Below are 19,118 nucleotides of genomic sequence, written 5' to 3'. Positions count from 1 at the left end.
GTGGAATGGAACCCATGAGCACCATCGCGCCCGCCGACCCGACCACCTCCGCCGCGGCATCCGTCACCGTCGGCATCGGCCCGCTGAGCATCGAGGAGGTCGTCGCGGTCGCCCGCCACGGGGCATCCGTCGCGCTCGACCCCGCCGCGCTCGACGAGGTGGCGCGCAGCCGCGCCATCATCGAGGCCCTCGCGGCCGACCCCGAGCCGCACTACGGCATCTCGACGGGCTTCGGCGCGCTCGCGACCACGTTCATCGCCGAGGACCGCCGCGCCCAGCTGCAGGCGAGCCTCGTGCGCTCGCACGCCGCCGGCTCCGGCGCCGAGGTCGAGCGTGAGGTCGTGCGCGCACTCATGCTGCTGCGCCTCTCGACGCTGATGACCGGCCGCACCGGCGTGCGCCGCGTCACCGTCGAGACGTACGCGGCGATCCTCAACGCCGGCATCACCCCGGTCGTGCGCGAGTACGGCTCGCTCGGCTGCTCGGGCGACCTCGCGCCGCTCTCGCACTGCGCACTGGTGGCGATGGGCGAGGGCGAGGTGCGCGTCTCGACGAGCTCGACCGACGAGGCGGGCGAGGCGACGGATGCCGCGACCGCCCTCGCCGCCGCCGGCATCACGCCGCTGCGCCTCGGCGAGAAGGAGGGCCTCGCGCTCATCAACGGCACCGACGGCATGCTCGGCATGCTCGCCCTCGCCATCGACGACCTGCGGATGCTGCTCGCCACCGCCGACGTCGCCGCGGCCATGAGCGTCGAGGGCCTCATGGGCACCGACGCCGTGTTCGCCGAGGACCTGCACCGCCTGCGCCCGCAGCGCGGCCAGGCCGTCTCGGCGGCGAACCTGCGGCACCTGCTCGCCGGCTCCCCCATCGTCGCGAGCCACAAGGGCCCAGAGTGCACCCGCGTGCAGGACGCCTACTCGCTGCGCTGCGCCCCGCAGGTGCACGGCGCCGCCCGCGACACGCTCGACCACGCGGCATCCGTCGCCGATGCCGAGCTCGCGAGCGCGATCGACAACCCCGTGCTCACGCCCGACGGGCGCGTCGAGTCGAACGGCAACTTCCACGGCGCCCCGGTCGCGTACGTGCTCGACTTCCTCGCGATCGCGGTGGCGGATGTCGCGTCGATGAGCGAGCGGCGCACCGACCGGTTCCTCGACCGGGCGCGCAACCAGGGCCTGCCGCCGTTCCTCGCCCACGAGGTCGGCGTGGACTCCGGCCTCATGATCGCGCAGTACACCGCCGCGGGCATCGTGTCGGAGCTGAAGCGGCTCGCCGTGCCGGCATCCGTCGACTCGATCCCGTCGTCGGCCATGCAGGAGGACCACGTCTCGATGGGCTGGGCCGCGGCCCGCAAGCTGCGCCGCTCGATCGACGGCCTCACCCGCGTGCTCGCGATCGAGGTCATGACGGCCTCGCGCGGACTCGCCCTGCGCGCGCCGCTCGAGCCCGGCGCCGCGACCGGAGCCGTCGTCTCGCTCGTCGCCGAGGTGGGCGCCGTGCCGGGCCCCGACCGATTCCTCTCGCCCGAGATCGAGGCGATCACCGCCCTCGTGGCCGACGGCCTGGTGCGCGACCGTGCGGAGGCCGCAGCCGGGGCCCCGCTCGCCTGAGCGCGGCCGGCCGGAGGGGCGTCGCCCGCGGGCCCGGAGCACCCGGGCACGGCGGCGGATGACGCCTCGAGCATCCCCTGTTGCACCATCCGCGCGCGGCCCGTGCCCGTTCGAGCACAGGTCGTTCCGGGGACCCCCTTAACAGGTCACAGGCGACGTTTCAACGGTTGTGCGGGTCCGACCTCGGTGCCAGACTGAACGGAGTCGGCGAGCGGCCGACTGCTCGAATGGACCCAATGACGCCACATCGTTCTCAGCCGGATTCGCCCCGCACGCCAGCCGTGCGAGGCGGTCGTCGTGCAGTGGCCGCCGTCTCCGCGATCGCCCTGACGATCCTCGTCGGCGTGGTCGGATCGAGCCCGTCGTACGCCGAGGAGACTCCGGAGCCGACCGCGGCGGCGGCGACCGAGTCCACACCGACGCCGGAGGCCACGCCGAGCCCGGCGCCCTCCGAGACCCCGGCTCCGAGCCCGACGCCCGAGCCGACCACGACGCCGGAGCCCACTCCCGAACCCACGCCGACGCCCGAACCGACTCCGACGCCGACGACCCCTCCGCCCACGACGACGCCCAAGCCCACCGAGACCCCGAAGCCGACCGAGACGCCGAAGCCCACGCCGACGCCGACGCCGACCGAGACGCCCGCTCCGCCCGTGACCGCGCCGGCGCCGCCGGTGCTGAGCGGCCCGGTGGTCTTCAGCGGCGAGGGTCCGGTGCTGCGGGTCTCGAGCGGCGCGAACCGCGACGTCACCTCGCTGCTGGCGGCGCGCACGTCGATCGATCGGGCCACGACGACGCTCCGCAAGGCGGAGTCCTCGCTCGCCGACGCCAAGTCGACCCGCGAGGTCGCCCGCTCGCTCGCCCGACAGGCCGATGACGACGCGGCCGAGCTCCGAGCCGAAGCGGATGCCGCGGGGCGCGCCTACTTCGCCGCAGCCAACGGCGACGGCAGCTCGGTCTCCTCGCTCGACGCCGTCTTCGGCTCCGGCAAAGACCTCCTCGCCGGCCTCGCCGGCATGGCCAGGGTCTCGAAGATCGCTGGCGACGCCGCCGCACTCGAGAAGATCGCCGCCGCACGTGATGAAGACGCCGACGCCGCCGAGGTGAAGGCCGAAGAGGCCTGGGCCGCGGCCGAGGGCGTCGCCGTCGACGACCGCGAAGCCGAGGTGAGCGACGCCGAGATCGTGCTCGCCTCCGCGCGCACCTCGCTCGACGGACTGCAGGCGAAGGCCGCCGCCGAGAGCGTCGCCCTCATCGACACGCTCCCGGCCGATTCCGGTCAGCTCAGTGAGCAGGGCTGGTCGCAGCCGGTCAGCGGTCGCCTCACCGACGGCTTCGGCCCGCGCCCGGTCAAGCCGGTCGCCGGCGTCAACGAGTTCCACCGCGGCACGGATGTCGCGGCATCCTGCACGACCCCGGTCTTCGCCGCGACGGGCGGCGTCGTGGTCGAGGCTCGCACGAACGGCAGCTACGGCAACTGGATCCTCATCGACCACGGATCCGGCGTCTCCACCGGATACGCGCACCTCGTCGACGGCGGCATCCTCGTGAGCGCCGGCGACTCGGTGACCGCGGGCCAGCTCATCGGCATGGTGGGCAGCACCGGCGCATCGACGGGCTGTCACCTGCACTTCGAGGTGCGCCTCGACGGCGTCGCCGTCGACGCCCGGCCGTTCATGGCGGCGCGCGGCATCCTCGTCGGCTGACGCCGGTCCGCGCACACACGCCCGCACGCCCGCACCAAGTGCAGGAGATCAGGCGCCATCTCCGCTGTCAGCGAGGATGAGGCCGAATCTCCTGCACATCGGCCCGCCGGGCTCGTCTGGGATCCCGGACGCGTGCCTCGCGGCATCCGTTGTCGCCCTCGACCGCGTGCGCGAGCATCGATGACATGACCGACGCACCGACCACCGAGCAGCCCGCCAGCACCGCCGCGCACGCCCCGCGCACCGTCCGCGCCGCCCGCGGCACCACGCTGTCGGCGAAGAGCTGGCAGACCGAGGCGCCGTTGCGCATGCTCATGAACAACCTCGACCCCGAGGTCGCCGAGCGCCCCGAGGACCTCGTCGTCTACGGCGGCACGGGCAAGGCCGCCCGCAACTGGGAGTCGTTCGACGCGATCGTGCGCACCCTCGAGGGCCTCGAGGCCGATGAGACGCTGCTCGTGCAGTCGGGCAAGCCGGTCGGCGTGTTCCGCACCCACGAGTGGGCGCCGCGCGTGCTCATCGCCAACTCGAACCTCGTGGGCGACTGGGCGACGTGGCCCGAGTTCCGCAGGCTCGAGCAGCAGGGCCTCACGATGTACGGCCAGATGACGGCCGGCTCGTGGATCTACATCGGCACGCAGGGCATCCTGCAGGGCACGTACGAGACCTTCGGCGCGATCGCCCGGGCCAGGTTCGACGGGTCGCTCGCCGGCACCCTGACCCTCACGGGCGGTTGCGGCGGCATGGGCGGCGCGCAGCCGCTCGCCGTGACGATGAACGGCGGTGCCGTGCTGATCGTCGACGTCGACGAGTCCCGTCTTCGCCGACGTGTCGAACACGGCTACCTCGACGAGATGACCGACGACCTCGACGACGCTGTCGCCCGCGTGCTCGCCGCGAAGGAGGCGCGCACCCCTCTGAGCGTCGGCCTCGTCGGCAACGCCGCGACCGTGTTCCCCGAACTCCTGGCGCGTGGCGTCGCGATCGACATCGTCACCGACCAGACGAGCGCGCACGACCCGCTGAGCTACCTCCCCGAGGGCGTGAGCGTGGCCGAGTGGCACGAGCTCGCGGCATCCGACCCCGAGGCCTTCACCGATCGCGCGCGGGCGAGCATGGCGAAGCAGGTGCAGGCCATGGTCGAGTTCCAGGATGCCGGTGCCGAGGTCTTCGACTACGGCAACTCGATCCGCCGCGAGGCAGAGCTCGGCGGCTACGACCGCGCGTTCGCGTTCCCGGGCTTCGTGCCCGCCTACATCCGCCCGCTCTTCGCCGAGGGCAAGGGCCCGTTCCGCTGGGCTGCGCTCTCGGGCGACCCGGCAGACATCGCCGCGACGGACAAGGCGATCCTCGAGCTGTTCCCCGAGGACGAGCACCTGCACCGCTGGATCACGCAGGCCGGCGAGAAGGTGCACTTCGAGGGCCTGCCGGCGCGCATCTGCTGGCTCGGCTACCAGGAGCGCCACCTCGCCGGGCTGAAGTTCAACGAGATGGTCGCCTCGGGCGAGCTCAGCGCGCCCGTCGTCATCGGGCGCGACCATCTCGACTCGGGCTCGGTCGCGAGCCCCTACCGCGAGACGGAGGCCATGGCCGACGGCTCCGACGCGATCGCCGACTGGCCGCTGCTGAACGCGCTGCTGAACACGGCGTCGGGCGCCACCTGGGTCTCGATCCACCACGGCGGCGGCGTCGGCATCGGCCGCTCGATCCACGCCGGCCAGGTGATCGTCGCCGACGGCACCGAGCTCGCGGCCGAGAAGATCGCGCGCGTGCTCGTGAACGACCCGGGCACCGGCGTCATGCGCCACGTCGACGCGGGCTACGAGCGCGCACGCGAGGTCGCCGCCGAGCGCGGCCTGCGCGTGCCCATGCAGGAGGGCTGAGCGGATGTCGCGCCGCACCCTCGTCACGAACATCGGCGAGCTCGTGACGAACGAGCCGGCGCCGGGCCGCGAGGGCGGGCCGCTCGGCATCGTGCGCGACGCCGCGGTGCTCGTCGGCGACGGGATCGTGACGTGGGTCGGCCCCGCTTCGCGAGTGGGCGATTCCGGCGAGTTCGAGGCGTCGGCCGCAGCCGGAATCGCCCACTCGCGAGCGGACGCAGCGGGGGCGCGCATCGTCGACGCGGGCGGCCGAGCCGTCATCCCGGGGTTCGTCGACAGCCACACGCACCTCGTGTTCGGCGGGGACCGTTCCGATGAGTTCGCCGCTCGCATGGCCGGCCGGGCGTACGAGGCCGGCGGTATCCGCTCGACCGTCGCGGCCACCCGCGCCGCGACCGACGACGAGCTGCGCGCCCGCCTCGCGGGCTTCGTCGCCGAGCTGCACGCGCAGGGCACGACGACGTTCGAGGTCAAGTCGGGCTACGGCCTCGGCGTCGCCGACGAGGAGCGCCTCGTGCGCCTGGCCCGAGAGGTCACCGACGAGGTGACGTTCCTCGGTGCGCACGTGGTGCCGTTCGAGTTCCGCGAGGATCCGAGGTTCGGCGAGCCCGGAAGCGCAGCGGCATCCGCCCGCGCCGCCGACGCCTACGTCGACCTCGTCGTCGGCGAGATGCTCGACGCCTGCGCACCGCACGCCCGGTGGGTCGACGCCTTCTGCGAGCGCGGCGCCTTCACGCCGGAGCAGTCGCGGCGCGTGCTCGAGGCGGGCAAGGCCGCCGGCCTCGGCATCCGCGTGCACGGCAACCAGCTGGGCCACGGCGGCGGGGTCCGTCTCGCGGTCGAGCTCGGCGCGGCATCCGTCGACCACTGCACCTACCTCGACGATGCGGATGTCGCGGCGCTCGCGGCATCCGGAACCGTGGCGACGCTGCTGCCCGGCGTCGAGTTCTCGACCCGGCAGCCGTATCCCGACGCGCGCCGCCTCATCGACGCGGGCGTCACGGTCGCGCTCGCGAGCGACTGCAACCCCGGATCGAGCTTCACGAGCTCGCTGCCGTTCTGCATCGCGATGGCCGTGCGCGAGATGGGCATGACGCCGGCCGAGGCCCTCTGGGCGTCGACCGCGGGCGGCGCGCTGGCGCTGCGGCGAACGGACGTCGGGGCGATCCGCCCTGGCGCCCGCGCCGACCTCGTCGAGCTCGACGCGCCGAGCCACGTGCACCTGTCGTACCGGCCCGGCGTGCCGCTCGTGCGTCGGGTCTGGGCCGCCGGCGAGCTCGTCGCCGGCTGACGCCCGGACGCGTCGAGCCGCCCGAGCGCGCGGCCGACGCTGACGCCGCGGAGCCGCCGGCGTCAGCCCCGCCGCACCTCGATCGCGCTCACGCCGCTGAACCCGAGCCAGGCGCGATCGCCCGACTCGACGAGGGTCGCGAGCACGTGGTCGCACGACGGGCAGCGCACGACCGTGCCGGCCGGACTCGTGAACACGATGGCCCGGGCGAACTCGTCGGTCGCGCCGCATCCGTTGCATCTGGCGATCGCGGTGGTCACGTCGAACGAGAGGAATTCGGCGAGCGCTCCAGCGAGCGCGTTGCCGTCGAGATGCTGCATCAGGTGCCTCCGAAGCGTTCGGTGCGAATGGCCCGGGCGTCGTGCCCGAGTTCGATGAGCCACGAGGCGACGCGTTCGACGAATCCGGTCGACCCGCACACGTAGACGAGCGGGGCATCGGATGCCGGCAGCACCGCCTCGGCGAGGGCCTCCCTCGTGATGCGGGCGGGCGCCATCGGCCAGCCCGCGGGCGCCTCGCGCGTGTAGACGAGGTCGAGCCTGAACGGGGCGGATGCCGAGACCAGGCGTTCGAACTCGGGCGCGAAGAACACGTCGGCCGGCGTGCGCACGGAGTACAGCAGGCGGAAGGGCGTGGCGTCGTCGGCGTCGGCGTGGGCCTGCGCCATGGCGACGAACGGCACGACGCCCGAGCCGCCGGCGATGAGCTGCACGGGCCTCGGCGCTGAGGGGACCGGCCCGCCCGCGGCATCCGATTCGCCCGAGCCCGCAGCCGCGGCCGAGGCCGCAGCCGGCTGCCACACGAAGAAGGCGCCCAGCGGCCCGTGCACCTCCACGCGGTCGCCGGCGCGCGCGACGTCGACGAGGAACGGCGACACCTCGCCGTCGGGCACCCGGTCGACCGCGAGCACGACGCGCGTCACGTCACCCGTGGCCGGGCCCGACGACGCGATCGAGTACGACCGGGTCGCCGTGTACCCATCGGGCGCGGTGAGCCGCACGTCGAGGTGCTGCCCCGCGGCATTGCCGGGCCAACCCTCGACCTCGAGCTCGAGTCGCGCGGCCGACGTGGTCTCGGGCGTGTTCGCGACGACCGTCGCCGGGTGCCAGCCCGACCGCGGAACGCTGGGGCGCCCGATCACCAGTACCGCTCCTCCTGCCACGGGTCGCCGTGGATGTGGTAACCGTTCTGCTCCCAGAACCCGGGGTCGTCGCGCGGCATCATGACGAGCGAGCGCACCCACTTCGCGCTCTTCCAGAAGTACAGGTGCGGCACGATGAGGCGGGCCGGGCCGCCGTGCTCGGGGTCGAGCGGTTCGCCGTCGAACTCGGTCACGACCCAGGCCTGCCCGTTGAGCAGCTCGTCGAGCGGCACGTTGGTCGTGTACCCGCCGTAGCTGTGCGCCATGACGAAGTCGAACTGCGACTCGACGTTCTCGAAGAGCGTGTCGAGCGAGACGCCGCGCCAGCTCGTGCCGAGCTTGGTCCAGTGCGTCACGCAGTGGATGTCGGTGTTCACGTCTTCGGCCGGCAGCGCGTTGAACTCGTCCCACGACCACCGATGGGTCGCGCCCTCGGTCACGATCCGCAGTTCCCACTCGGCGGTGTCGACCTCGGGGGTCGGCCCCGCCGAGAGCACCGGGAAGTCGTGCACGAGCGTCTGGCCTGGCGGCAGCCGGTCGTCGCGCTCGCGCTCCCTGCCGCCGAATCCTCGTGTGATGAACGACATCCGCACTTCCTCCCGCTCGACTGCGACTGGTGCTGCTCGGCTCCCCCGCCCGACGATACCCACGTGACGCGCGCCTGTCACCGGTCATCGCACGACCCGGGGTCGGCGATACCGTAGACCCATGGCGAGCACGCGGGCCGCGTTCCACGAGACGGCCACCCTGATCCCGGTCGCGCAGCACCTCGAGCGGGTGCTGGCCGAGGTCCGAGCCGACGCCGGCGTGCGGGTCGACCGGGTCGAGACCGTGCGACTCGCGGATGCCGCGGGGCGGGTGCTCGCGACCTCCGTCGCGGCCGTGGTCGCCTCGCCGCCCTTCGACAACTCGGCCATGGACGGCTTCGCCGTGCGGTGCGCGGATGCCGCGTCCGCGACGCCCGAGACTCCGGTCGCGCTGCGCGTGGTCGCCGACCATGCGGCCGGTTCGCCCGATGCGCACCACGCGCCGCCGCTCGGCCCCGGCGAGGCCGCGCGCATCATGACCGGAGCGCCGGTGCCCGCCGGCGCCGACACCGTGGTGCCGGTCGAGCGCACCGACGGCGGTCAGCCGACGAGCGCGACTCCCGCCGTGCAGGTGTTCAGCATGCCCGACCTCGGCCGCCACATCCGGCGCGCGGGGGACGACCTGCGAGTCGGCGACCCGCTCCTCGCGGCGGGAACGCTCCTCGGCCCGCGCCAGGTCGCGGCCGCCGCCACCGCCGGCCACGGCACGCTCGAGGTCGTGCGCCGGCCCCGCGTCGCGGTCGTCGCCACGGGCAGCGAGCTCACCGAACCCGGCGAGCCGCTGCATCCGGGTCGCATCCCCGACTCGAACTCGCTCCTGCTCGCGGGGCTCGTGCGCGAGACCGGCTGCGAGGTCGTCGAGGTCGTGCGCATGCCCGACGACGAGGCGCTGCTGCTCGCCTGGCTCGACGAACGCGAGCCGGCCGATGCCGTCGTGTTCACCGGGGGCGTGAGCGTCGGCGCCTACGACGTCGTGCGGCGCGTGCTCGCGGACCCGGGCACGGTCGATTTCGTGCGCGTGGCCATGCAGCCCGGGTCTCCGCAGGCCTTCGGGCGTCTCGCCGGCGGCACGCCCGTGTTCGGGCTGCCCGGCAACCCGGTCGCGGTCGCCGTCTCGTTCGAGGTGTTCGTGCGCCCCGCACTGCTCGCGCTGCAGGGTCGGAACGACGTGCAGCGACGCCGGGTGCGCGCGACCGCCGAGACCGGCTGGGACTCGCCGGCCGGGCGCCTCCAGATGATGCCCGTCGCGTTCGTCGAGCCGGGCGAGGGCGCCGGCGTGGACGGCGACGCCGTGCGGCCCGCGACGCGCGGCGGCACGGGCTCGCACCTCTCCGGGGGCCTCGCCGCGGCATCCGGATTCGCGATCGTGCCCGAGCATGTCTCGCGCGTCGAAACGGGCGACGTCGTCGAGGTCCTGGTGACCCCGTGATCGACCACGGGGCCGAGCGCGACGATCGGGCGATGACGGATGCCGCGACCCGCCCCCTCGACGCCGTGCTCCTCGCCGGCGGGCGGGCGACCAGGCTCGACGGCACGAGCAAGCCAGAGCAGACCGTCGGCGAGCGCACGCTCCTCGATCTCGCGATCGACGCCGCTCGTCGCGCCGGAGCCCGGAGCATCGTCGTGGTCGGCCCCTCGTCGCTGCATGCCCCCGGATGCCTGGTCGTGCGCGAGGATCCCCCCTTCGGCGGTCCCGTCGCCGCGATCGCCGCCGGACTCGCCGCCCTCCGCCGGTCGAGGAGCGAAGCGTCTCGAGACCAGCACGCTTCGCCCGACCCCGACCCCGACGCCGACGCCGACGTGCTCGTGCTCGCCTGCGACCTCCCGCAGGCCACCGCCGCGGTCGAGCGCCTGCTCGACGGACGCGGCCAGCACGACACCGCCGACGGCGTCTGCCTCGTCGATGCCGACGGCCGCACCCAGTGGCTCACGGCGATCTACGCCCGTGCCGCCCTCGACCGGGCCTTCGCCGTGCTCGACCGCGGCCCCGACGGAGCCGCCATGCGCCATCTGGTCGACGGGCTCGACCTCACCGAGATCGCCGACGACGGCACCGCCGAAGACGTCGACACGTGGGCGGACCTCACCCGCGCTCGTGAGCGCGCCGACATCCGCTCGTCCGAATCCCTTCGACCCGACCCGAGGAGCACCCCATGACGCCCGACGCGCCCAACCCGAACCCCAATCCGAACCCGCCCGCCCCCGCCGACCTCGATGCGTGGGTGGCCGAGATCGCCGCCGAACTCGGACTCGACCCGGCAGATGTGCCCGTCGGCGACATCCTCGACCTCACGCGCAGGGTCGCCCACGGCGTGGCCCGCCCCGCGGGCCCCGTGACGGCGTTCATGATCGGTCTCGCGGTCGGTCGCGGCACGGCGACCGGCACCGCGAGCGAGGTCGCCGATCGCATCGGAACGCGCGCCGACGGCTGAGCCCGACCCCCGACCTCCGCGACCGAGCACAAGGGCCGAGCCCTCGCGCTCGGTCGGGCTCAGCCCTTCCCGCCCGGTCGCGCGTCCTTCAGCATGCCGGCCACGACCAGCGCGGCCGCACCGACGATCACGAGCAGCCAGAGGCCCAGCGCGTAGGAGTTCGTCTCGGCGTTGTAGGTCGCGCCCATGACGAGCGGCGGGAAGTAGCCGCCGAGGCCGCCCGCCGCCGCCACGACGCCGGTGACCGCGCCGACCTTGTCCTTCGGGGTCGACGGGCCGATCCAGGCGAACACGGCGCCCATGCCGAGGCCCATCGCGGCCGCCATGAGGATGAACGTGACGCCCGTGAGGATGCCCTCGGGCGGTTGCTGCCCCACGATGTACGCGAGCGAGACGATGCCCGCGAGCGAGATCAGCGAGATGACCTTCGGCCCCACGCGGTCCGAGAGCGCGCCGCCGATCGGCCTGGCGACCACCGCGGCGACCGCGAACAGCGCCGTGCGGGTGCCGGCGCCCACGGGGTCGACGTCGTCGGGGTAGATCGTCGTGAGGTACTTCGGCAGGAACGTCGAGAACGCGACGAACCCGCCGAACACGATGCCGTAGAGGAACGCCATCTCCCACGTGATCCGGAGCTTCAGCGCCCCCTTGACCTTCGGGATGAGCGGCTGCCGGCTCGACTCCCACGCGGGCGAGTCGCGCAGGAAGAGCCAGACGATGCCCGCCATGACGACCAGGACCCCCGCAACCAGCAGGTGGGTCGGAAAGAATCCGATCGACTCGGCGAGGCGGGGCGTGAGGAAGGCCGACACAGCCGTGCCGATCATGCCCATGCCGAACACGCCGTTCGCGAACCCGCGGCGCTTCGGTTCGTACCAGGCGCTGGCGAACGGCACGCCGACCGCGAAGATCGTGCCCGCGACACCGAGGTAGAAGCCCGCCACGAGCAGGAGCGGGAAGCTCTTGATCTCGCCGGCGAGCGCGACCAGCAGCACGGCCGGCGCCGAGATCAGCAGCACCGCGGTGAACATCTTGCGCCCGCCGAAGCGGTCGGTGAGCGCACCCGTGACGATGCGGCCGAGCGCACCCACGAGCACCGGCGTCGCGAGCATGAGCGAGATCTGCCCCTCGTCGAGCCCGAGTTCGTCGGCGTAGGTCTTCTGCAACGGCGCGATGAGCATCCAGGCCCAGAATCCGGCCGTCGACGCGATGGTCGCCAGCAGCACCTGTCCGAGCTGCCCCCGCAACTCCGGCCCGGCGGCGCCCCCGGCGCCGGCCGTCTGCGTCGACGATGCGGTCATGCTGCCCCCCAGCGAGTCATGCTGCCCCCCAGCGAGTCATGCTGCCCCCCAGCGAATGGAAATCGTGACACTTCCTGAGGCAGACAGTACCGGCCGGTCGGCCGCGGCGCACGCATCGTTCTCACGATTCCCGCAGTCGCGACGCGCGCGGGCGAAGATGTTCCTTCCCAATCGAGCGAAGATTCAGCAGAATGATGGCAGGACGTGTGGGGGCGCGGACGAACTCGTCACCACCTGACCCGAGAGACTCTTCGAGGGAAGGCTGAGATGACCGACACCGCCCGCCGCACGGAGCCCGCGACCGACGGCCCGCTCGCCTCCACCCTCCTCTCGATGGGACGTTTCCTGCGGCCGGGCACCTTCTCGGCCGACCAGCGCACGGTCACGCTGGAGGGCGGCCGTCAGGGCGACGTGTTCTACCGCGACCGCTGGTCGCACGACAAGGTGGTGCGCTCGACGCACGGCGTGAACTGCACGGGCTCGTGCTCCTGGAAGGTGTACGTCAAGGACGGCATCATCACGTGGGAGACGCAGCAGACCGACTATCCGAGCGTCGGCCCCGACTCCCCCGAGTACGAGCCCCGCGGATGCCCCAGGGGCGCCGCCTTCAGCTGGTACACGTACTCGCCGACCCGGGTCCGATACCCGTACATCCGGGACGTGCTGGCCGCGGCCTACCGGGAGGCCAAGGCGCGCGTCGGCGACCCCGTGCTGGCGTGGGCGGAGGTCGTGGACGACCCCGAGACATCCGTCGCCTACAAACGCTCGCGCGGCAAGGGCGGACTCGTGCGCACCACCTGGGACGAGGCGGCCGAGATCGTCGCCGCCGCCCACGTGCACACGATCAAGACGTACGGCCCCGACCGCATCGCGGGCTTCTCGCCGATCCCGGCGATGTCGATGGTCTCGCACGGCGCCGGTGCTCGGTTCATGAACCTCATCGGCGGCACGATGCTCTCGTTCTACGACTGGTACGCCGACCTGCCGGTCGCGAGCCCCCAGGTGTTCGGCGACCAGACCGACGTGCCCGAGTCGGCCGACTGGTGGAACTCGACCTACCTCATGATGTGGGGCTCGAACGTGCCGGTCACGCGAACGCCCGACGCGCACTTCATGACCGAGGCGCGCTATCGGGGCCAGAAGGTCATCACGGTCTCGCCCGACTACGCCGACAACACGAAGTTCGCCGACGAGTGGCTCGCACCGCACCCCGGCACCGACGCGGCCCTGGCGATGGCGATGGGGCACGTGATCCTCAAGGAGTTCCTCGTCGACCGGCGCACCGAGCGCTTCGCCGACTACCTCAAGCGCTATGCGGATGCCCCGTACCTCGTGACGCTCGAACCTCACGCCGACGGGCTCGTGCCCGGCAAGTTCCTCACCGCCTCAGACCTCGGCGGGACGGATGCCGCGGCCGAGCACGCGAACTTCAAGACCGTCCTGCTCGACGCCGACGGCACCCCCGTCGTGCCGAACGGGTCGATCGGACACCGGTACGCGGCATCCGACGAGGGCTCGTGGAACCTCGACCTCGGAGACGTCGACCCGGCGCTCTCGATCGCCGACCTGCCGACCTGGGCGGGCGCCGCGGCCGAGGTCTCACTGCCGCGCTTCGACCTCGCGCCCGAACCCGGTGCCGAGCACCAGGGCGGTGCGGGCGGCATCCGTCGGGGCGTGCCCGTGACGACCGTCGCCGGCCGCACGGTCACGACCGTGTTCGACCTGCTGCTCGCGCAGTACGGCGTGGGCCGCGAGGGCCTGCCCGGCGAGTGGCCGACCGGCTACGACGACGCCTCGTCGCCCGGAACGCCCGCGTGGCAGGAGGAGATCACCTCGGTGCCCGCCGCGCAGGCCGCGCGCATCGGTCGCGAGTTCGCCGACAACGCCGAGCAGAGCGGCGGCCGGTCGATGATCCTCATGGGGGCCGGCACGAACCACTGGTTCCACTCCGACACGATCTACCGCACGTTCCTCGCGCTCACCACGATGACGGGCTGCCAGGGCGTCAACGGCGGCGGCTGGGCGCACTACGTCGGCCAGGAGAAGGTGCGCCCGATCACGGGCTACAACCAGTACGCCGGCGCCGCGGACTGGAACCGCCCGCCGCGCGCGATGATCGGCACGGCCTTCTGGTACCTCGCGACCGACCAGTGGCGCTACGACGGCATGCCCGCCGATGCCCTCTCGACGCCGCTCGGGTCCGGCCTGTTCGCGGGCCGCACGACGGCCGACTGCCTGGTCGAGTCCGCCAAGCGCGGCTGGATGCCGAGCTACCCGACCTTCGACCGCAACCCGCTCGACCTCGTCGACGAGGCGCGGGCCGCGGGCAAGGAGCCCGCGCAGCACGTCATCGACTCGCTCGAGGACGGGTCGCTGAAGTTCGCGTGCGAGGACCCCGACGACCCGGCGAACTTCCCGCGGATCGTCACGGTCTGGCGTGCGAACATCCTCGGCTCGTCGGGCAAGGGCAACGAGTACTTTCTCAAGCACCTGCTCGGCACCGACTCCGCGGTGCGCGCGAGCGAGTCCGAGCCGGGCCGCCGCCCGACGTCGATCGCCTGGCGCGACGAGGCCCCGCGCGGCAAGGTCGACCTGCTCGTGACCGCCGACTTCCGCATGACGAGCACGACGCTCTTCTCCGACATCGTGCTGCCTGCGGCGACCTGGTACGAGAAGCACGACCTCTCCTCGACCGACATGCACCCGTTCGTGCACTCGTTCAGCCCGGCGATCGACCCGCCGTGGCAGACGAAGACCGACTTCGACCTGTTCCACGTGATCGCGAAGCGCTTCAGCGAGTTCGCCGCCGTGCACCTCGGGGTGCGCCGCGACCTCGTCGCCGCGCCGCTGCAGCACGACACCCCCGACGCGATGGCCACGCCGAACGGCACGGTCGTCGACGGGGCGCCGCTCGTGCCGGGCGTCACGATGCCGAAGCTCATCGTCGTCGAACGCGATTACCCGGCGACCGCGGCCAGGCTCGCCGCCCTCGGGCCGCTCACGGCCAAGGCCGGCATGACCACCAAGGGCATCACCTACGACCCCACGCCCGAACTCGCGGACCTCGCACGGCGCAACGGCACCGTGGCCGACGGGCCGACCGCCGGCATGACCCGCCTCGACACCGACGTCAAGGTCTGCGAGATGATCCTCGCGCTCTCGGGCACCACGAACGGCCGACTCGCGGTGCAGGGCTTCCGCAAGCTCGAGAAGCACACGGGTCAGCGCATCGCGCAGCTCGCCGAAGACCACGAGGGCTCGCACATCGTGTTCGCCGACGTGCAGGCCAGGCCCGTGTCGGTCATCACGAGCCCCGAGTGGTCGGGCTCCGAGCACGGCGGGCGCCGCTACACGGCCTTCTCGATCAACGTCGAGCACCTGAAGCCGTGGCACACCCTCACCGGCCGCATGCACTTCTTCCTCGACCACGACTGGATGACCGAGCTCGGCGAGCAACTGCCCGTGTACCGCCCGCCACTCGACCTGCACCGGCTCTTCGCCGACCCCGTGCCCGGCTCGACGGCGCCGACCGGCGACCCCGCGGCATCCGGTCATGCCGAGGTCGCCGTGCGCTACCTGACCCCGCACTCGAAGTGGTCGATCCACTCCGAGTACCAGGACAACCTCTTCATGCTCTCGCTCTCGCGAGGCGGCCCGACGATCTGGATGAGTCCGCAGGACGCCGACAAGATCGGGGTCCGCGACAACGAGTGGATCGAGTCGTACAACCGAAACGGCGTCGTCGTCGCCCGAGCGATCGTGTCGCACCGCATGCCGGAGGGCACGGTGTACATGTACCACGCGAAGGATCGCACGGTCGACGTGCCCCGCACCGAGACGAGCGGGCAGCGCGGCGGCATCCATAACTCGCTGACTCGCATCCTGCTGAAGCCGAGCCACCTGATCGGCGGGTACGCGCAGCTCGCGTTCGCGTTCAACTACCTCGGCCCGACGGGCAACCAGCGAGACGAAGTGACGGTCATCCGTCGACGCAGCCAGAAGGTGGAGTACTGATGAAGGTCATGGCTCAGATGTCGATGGTCATGAACCTCGACAAGTGCATCGGATGTCACACCTGCAGCGTCACCTGCAAGCAGGCGTGGACCAACCGCACCGGGGTCGAGTACGTGTGGTTCAACAACGTCGAGACCCGGCCCGGCATCGGGTATCCGCGCGGCTACGAGGACCAGGAGAAGTGGAAGGGCGGCTGGGAGCGCACGAAGCGCGGCCGCCTGAAGCTCAGGGCCGGCGGCCGGTTCTCGAAGATCGCGCACATCTTCTCGAACCCGAAGCTGCCCGAGATCCAGGACTATTACGAGCCCTGGACCTACGAGTACGACATGCTCCTGAACTCGCCGGCGAGCGCGAACACGCCCGTCGCGAAGCCCAAGAGCCTGTTGACCGGCGACGACATGGCGATCAAGTGGTCGGCCAACTGGGACGACAACCTCGGCGGCTCGCAGGAGACGGCGAAGGACGACCCGATCCTGCAGCACATGAGCGAGCACGTGGCCATGGAGTTCGAGCAGACCTTCATGTTCTACCTGCCCCGCATCTGCGAGCACTGCCTGAACCCGTCGTGCGTGGCGTCCTGCCCGTCGGGCGCGATGTACAAGCGCGTCGAGGACGGCATCGTGCTCGTCGATCAGGACGCGTGCCGCGGCTGGCGCATGTGCGTCTCGGGCTGCCCGTACAAGAAGGTCTACTTCAACCACAAGACCGGCAAGGCCGAGAAGTGCACGCTCTGCTACCCGCGCCTCGAGGTCGGCCTGCCGACGGTGTGCTCCGAGACCTGCGTGGGGCGCCTGCGCTACCTCGGCCTCGTGCTCTACGACGCCGACCGGGTGGCTGCGGCCGCCTCGGTCGAGAACGAGCACGACCTGCTCGAGGCGCAGCGCGACGTGTTCCTCGACCCGCACGACCCGGCGGTCATCGCCGCGGCGCGCGCCGAGGGCATCCCCGAGGACTGGATCGACGCGGCCCAGCGCAGCCCGATCCACAAGCTCATCCAGGAGTACCGGGTCGCGCTGCCGCTGCACCCCGAGTACCGCACGATGCCGATGGTCTGGTACATCCCGCCGCTCTCGCCGGTGGTCGACGTGGTCGCCGACTCGGGCGCCGACGGCGAGGACGTGCGCAACCTGTTCGCCGCGATCGACAAGCTCCGCATCCCCATGGAGTACCTCGCCGGACTCTTCACGGCCGGGGACGTCGACCCGGTCGCGCGCTCGCTCAAGCGACTCGCGGCGATGCGCTCGTACATGCGCGACGTGAACCTCTCCGATACGCGCAACGAGCACATCGCCGAGGCCGTCGGCATGACGGGCACGAAGATCGAGGAGATGTACCGACTGCTCGCGATCGCGAAGTACGACGACCGGTACGTGATCCCGACGGCGCACGTCGAGCAGGCGCGCGAGCTCGAGGAGATCGCGTGCTCGCTCGACTACGACGGTGGCCCCGGCATGGGCGGAGCGGGCCCGTTCGGCTCGTCGAGCGGCCAGCCGGTGCCGGTCGCGGTCGAGAACTTCCACGTGCTGAAGAATCGCCAGACGGCCGATCGCCCGTCCACTCCCGGTAGGGTCAACCTGCTCAACTGGGACGGCAACGGCACCCCGCCGACCGGCATGTTCCCGCCGAAGAGCTCCGAATGAGCAGCATCCTCGCCCCGCAGATCCGGGTGCGCAACGCTCCAGAGCCCGCGAAGGCGGTGCGGATGTCGCGCGCCGACCGCGCACGCACGCAGATGATCGTGTCGCTGCTGCTCGACTACCCCGATGCCGGCCTCGACCCGAAGTTGCCGGTGCTGCGGGCCGAGGCGCTGACCCTGCCGGCGCCCGTGCGCGACGCCCTCGTGACCTACATCGACGAGACGGCGCTCACCGAACCCGCCGAGCGCGAACGCCGCTACGTGGCGACGTTCGACCTCAAGCGCAAGTGCTGCATGTACCTCACGTACTACCAGGCCGGCGACACGCGCAAGCGCGGAGGCGCGCTGGTGGCGTTCATCGAGGCGTACCGCGAGGCCGGGTGGGAGTTCGACGCCGACGAGCTGCCCGACTACCTGCCGGCCGTGCTCGAGTTCGCCGCGCGGAGCGACTCGCCGATCGCGGACCGCCTGCTGTCGGCGCACCGCGAGGGCATCGAGGTGCTGCGCGCCGCCCTCCTCTCCGTCGGCAGCCCGTATGCACGGCTCATGGAGGTGGTGGGCATGTCCCTCGCCGAGATCGACGAGGCGACGCGCGAACGTGTGCTGCGCCTCATCAACGAGGGGCCGCCCGCCGAGACCGTCGGCATCGGGGGGCCGGTGGAGCTGCCGCCGTTCATCCCGGTCGGCCGTCCAAGTGGGGAGGTGCGCTGATGAGTCCGCTCGATGTGCTGCTGTGGGTCGCGTTCCCGTACGCCGCGTTCGCGGTGTTCGTGGTCGGCCACATCTGGAGGTACCGCTACGACAAGTTCGGGTGGACGACCAGGTCGAGCCAGACCTATGAGAACCGCCTGCTGCGGTGGGGGTCGCCGATGTTCCACCTCGGCATCCTGTTCGTGCTCGCCGGCCACGTCGTGGGCCTGTTGATCCCGGCGGAGTGGCTGGACGCCATCGGCATCGACGAACACATATACCACATCGGTGCGACCGTGCTCGGGTCGGCGGCTGCCCTCCTGACCATCGCCGGCCTCATCATCCTGATACACCGTCGCCGCAGCATCGGCCCGGTGTTCCTCGCGACGACCCGCATGGACAAGACGATGTACGTCTTCCTCGGTGCGACCATCCTCTTCGGCACCGCGGCGACCGTGATGTTCCAGGTGCTCGGCCCCGGCTACGAGTACCGCGGCACGGTCTCGCCGTGGCTGCGGAGCCTCATCTTCCTGCAGCCCCAGCCGGAGCTCATGGCGGGGGTGCCGCTCGCGTTCCAACTGCACGTACTCTGCGCCACGGCCTTGTTCGCACTGTGGCCGTTCACCCGGCTCGTGCACGTCTTCTCGGCGCCGGTCGGCTACTTCTTCCGGCCGTACATCGTCTACCGTTCGCGCGACGACAACCGGTCGAACCGCCCGCCGCGCCGCGGCTGGGAGCCCGTCGCCACCCCTCAAGACGCCAAGAAGGCCGCCAAGGCTCGTCGCTGACCGACCCGCCGGTCGAGGAGGCGCGCCCGCGCCGTA

General features: G+C 72.0%; 15 protein-coding genes. 11 read left to right on the top strand and 4 right to left on the bottom strand.

The genetic code is table 11. The features are described 5' to 3' along the window. Nucleotides 1-14 precede the first annotated feature (14 nt). The 4 genes from hutH (at nucleotide 15) to hutI (ending at nucleotide 6,493) form a co-directional block, all read left to right on the top strand. Nucleotides 15-1,613, top strand: coding sequence for a histidine ammonia-lyase (gene hutH / locus ASE68_RS15170; protein ID WP_055861550.1), 1,599 nt, complete (start codon nucleotides 15-17; stop codon nucleotides 1,611-1,613). Nucleotides 1,614-1,915: 302 nt separating this feature from the next. Then, entirely contained in the window at nucleotides 1,916-3,319 is a 1,404-nt protein-coding gene (locus ASE68_RS15160) for a M23 family metallopeptidase (RefSeq protein WP_082462390.1), read from the top strand. A 185-nt stretch (nucleotides 3,320-3,504) separates the two neighbouring features. After that, nucleotides 3,505-5,202, top strand: a complete 1,698-nt coding sequence (gene hutU / locus ASE68_RS15155; protein WP_055861544.1) for a urocanate hydratase — start codon at nucleotides 3,505-3,507, stop codon at nucleotides 5,200-5,202. Between the two features lie 4 nt (nucleotides 5,203-5,206). Continuing rightward, nucleotides 5,207-6,493, top strand: a complete 1,287-nt coding sequence (gene hutI / locus ASE68_RS15150; protein WP_055861541.1) for an imidazolonepropionase — start codon at nucleotides 5,207-5,209, stop codon at nucleotides 6,491-6,493. A gap of 62 nt (nucleotides 6,494-6,555) precedes the next feature. Here hutI and ASE68_RS15145 read toward each other — a convergent pair whose 3' ends face one another. From ASE68_RS15145 to ASE68_RS15135, 3 genes are read right to left on the bottom strand one after another with little or no spacing between them, the layout of a single operon-like run. Beyond that, entirely contained in the window at nucleotides 6,556-6,813 is a 258-nt protein-coding gene (locus ASE68_RS15145; RefSeq protein WP_055861538.1) for a DUF6510 family protein, read from the bottom strand. After that, nucleotides 6,813-7,634, bottom strand: a complete 822-nt coding sequence (locus tag ASE68_RS15140; RefSeq protein WP_235481027.1) for an FAD-binding oxidoreductase — start codon at nucleotides 7,632-7,634, stop codon at nucleotides 6,813-6,815. Before ASE68_RS15140 ends, ASE68_RS15145 begins: the two co-directional genes overlap by 1 nt. Next, nucleotides 7,631-8,221 (bottom strand): molybdopterin-dependent oxidoreductase, encoded by a 591-nt coding sequence (locus ASE68_RS15135; protein ID WP_055861535.1) that lies wholly within the window; start codon nucleotides 8,219-8,221, stop codon nucleotides 7,631-7,633. The genes ASE68_RS15140 and ASE68_RS15135 overlap by 4 nt, the downstream gene beginning before the upstream one ends. 121 nt (nucleotides 8,222-8,342) lie before the next feature. Between ASE68_RS15135 and glp the strand changes: the two genes are divergently transcribed. From glp to ASE68_RS15120, 3 genes are read left to right on the top strand one after another with little or no spacing between them, the layout of a single operon-like run. After that, nucleotides 8,343-9,650 carry a gephyrin-like molybdotransferase Glp gene (gene glp, locus ASE68_RS15130; RefSeq protein ID WP_082462389.1) on the top strand — a complete coding sequence of 436 codons (1,308 nt, stop codon included), beginning with the start codon at nucleotides 8,343-8,345 and terminating at the stop codon, nucleotides 9,648-9,650. After that, nucleotides 9,647-10,378, top strand: coding sequence for a molybdenum cofactor guanylyltransferase (locus tag ASE68_RS15125; RefSeq protein ID WP_055861532.1), 732 nt, complete (start codon nucleotides 9,647-9,649; stop codon nucleotides 10,376-10,378). Before glp ends, ASE68_RS15125 begins: the two co-directional genes overlap by 4 nt. After that, entirely contained in the window at nucleotides 10,375-10,653 is a 279-nt protein-coding gene (locus ASE68_RS15120; protein ID WP_055861530.1) for a DUF6457 domain-containing protein, read from the top strand. The genes ASE68_RS15125 and ASE68_RS15120 overlap by 4 nt, the downstream gene beginning before the upstream one ends. Before the next feature lie 59 nt (nucleotides 10,654-10,712). Here the strand turns inward: ASE68_RS15120 and ASE68_RS15115 are convergent, their stop codons facing one another. Next, on the bottom strand, nucleotides 10,713-11,954 hold the full coding sequence (locus ASE68_RS15115; protein ID WP_082462388.1) for a NarK/NasA family nitrate transporter: 1,242 nt from the start codon (nucleotides 11,952-11,954) through the stop codon (nucleotides 10,713-10,715). Between the two features lie 267 nt (nucleotides 11,955-12,221). Between ASE68_RS15115 and ASE68_RS15110 the strand changes: the two genes are divergently transcribed. Genes ASE68_RS15110 through narI form a run of 4 tightly spaced genes read left to right on the top strand, consistent with a single transcriptional unit; the run spans nucleotide 12,222 to nucleotide 19,082 of the window. Next, nucleotides 12,222-15,968, top strand: a complete 3,747-nt coding sequence (locus ASE68_RS15110; protein ID WP_055861527.1) for a nitrate reductase subunit alpha — start codon at nucleotides 12,222-12,224, stop codon at nucleotides 15,966-15,968. Further along, entirely contained in the window at nucleotides 15,968-17,608 is a 1,641-nt protein-coding gene (narH, locus tag ASE68_RS15105) for a nitrate reductase subunit beta (protein ID WP_055861524.1), read from the top strand. The genes ASE68_RS15110 and narH overlap by 1 nt, the downstream gene beginning before the upstream one ends. Then, nucleotides 17,605-18,315, top strand: a complete 711-nt coding sequence (gene narJ, locus ASE68_RS15100; protein WP_055861522.1) for a nitrate reductase molybdenum cofactor assembly chaperone — start codon at nucleotides 17,605-17,607, stop codon at nucleotides 18,313-18,315. Before narH ends, narJ begins: the two co-directional genes overlap by 4 nt. Continuing rightward, the gene (narI, locus tag ASE68_RS15095) at nucleotides 18,315-19,082 is read left to right on the top strand and encodes a respiratory nitrate reductase subunit gamma (RefSeq protein ID WP_055861517.1); all 768 of its coding nucleotides are present in this window, start codon (nucleotides 18,315-18,317) and stop codon (nucleotides 19,080-19,082) included. The genes narJ and narI overlap by 1 nt, the downstream gene beginning before the upstream one ends. Nucleotides 19,083-19,118: the final 36 nt, after the last annotated feature.

It is taken from the genome of Agromyces sp. Leaf222, from assembly GCF_001421565.1.
GTDB lineage: Bacteria > Actinomycetota > Actinomycetes > Actinomycetales > Microbacteriaceae > Agromyces.
The sequence above is the reverse complement of the archived record's forward strand: the minus strand, read 5'-3'. Positions and strand labels throughout refer to the sequence as shown.

Excerpts from the sequence above, each read along its gene's own strand:
- hutH (WP_055861550.1), top strand. The coding sequence starts at position 15 with ATGAGCACCATCGCGCCCGCCGACCCGACCACCTCCGCCGCGGCATCC.
- hutU (WP_055861544.1), top strand. The coding sequence starts at position 3,505 with ATGACCGACGCACCGACCACCGAGCAGCCCGCCAGCACCGCCGCGCAC.
- hutI (WP_055861541.1), top strand. The coding sequence starts at position 5,207 with ATGTCGCGCCGCACCCTCGTCACGAACATCGGCGAGCTCGTGACGAAC.
- ASE68_RS15145 (WP_055861538.1), bottom strand. The coding sequence starts at position 6,813 with ATGCAGCATCTCGACGGCAACGCGCTCGCTGGAGCGCTCGCCGAATTC.
- ASE68_RS15135 (WP_055861535.1), bottom strand. The coding sequence starts at position 8,221 with ATGTCGTTCATCACACGAGGATTCGGCGGCAGGGAGCGCGAGCGCGAC.
- glp (WP_082462389.1), top strand. The coding sequence starts at position 8,343 with ATGGCGAGCACGCGGGCCGCGTTCCACGAGACGGCCACCCTGATCCCG.
- ASE68_RS15120 (WP_055861530.1), top strand. The coding sequence starts at position 10,375 with ATGACGCCCGACGCGCCCAACCCGAACCCCAATCCGAACCCGCCCGCC.
- ASE68_RS15115 (WP_082462388.1), bottom strand. The coding sequence starts at position 11,954 with ATGACCGCATCGTCGACGCAGACGGCCGGCGCCGGGGGCGCCGCCGGG.
- ASE68_RS15110 (WP_055861527.1), top strand. The coding sequence starts at position 12,222 with ATGACCGACACCGCCCGCCGCACGGAGCCCGCGACCGACGGCCCGCTC.
- narH (WP_055861524.1), top strand. The coding sequence starts at position 15,968 with ATGAAGGTCATGGCTCAGATGTCGATGGTCATGAACCTCGACAAGTGC.
- narJ (WP_055861522.1), top strand. The coding sequence starts at position 17,605 with ATGAGCAGCATCCTCGCCCCGCAGATCCGGGTGCGCAACGCTCCAGAG.
- narI (WP_055861517.1), top strand. The coding sequence starts at position 18,315 with ATGAGTCCGCTCGATGTGCTGCTGTGGGTCGCGTTCCCGTACGCCGCG.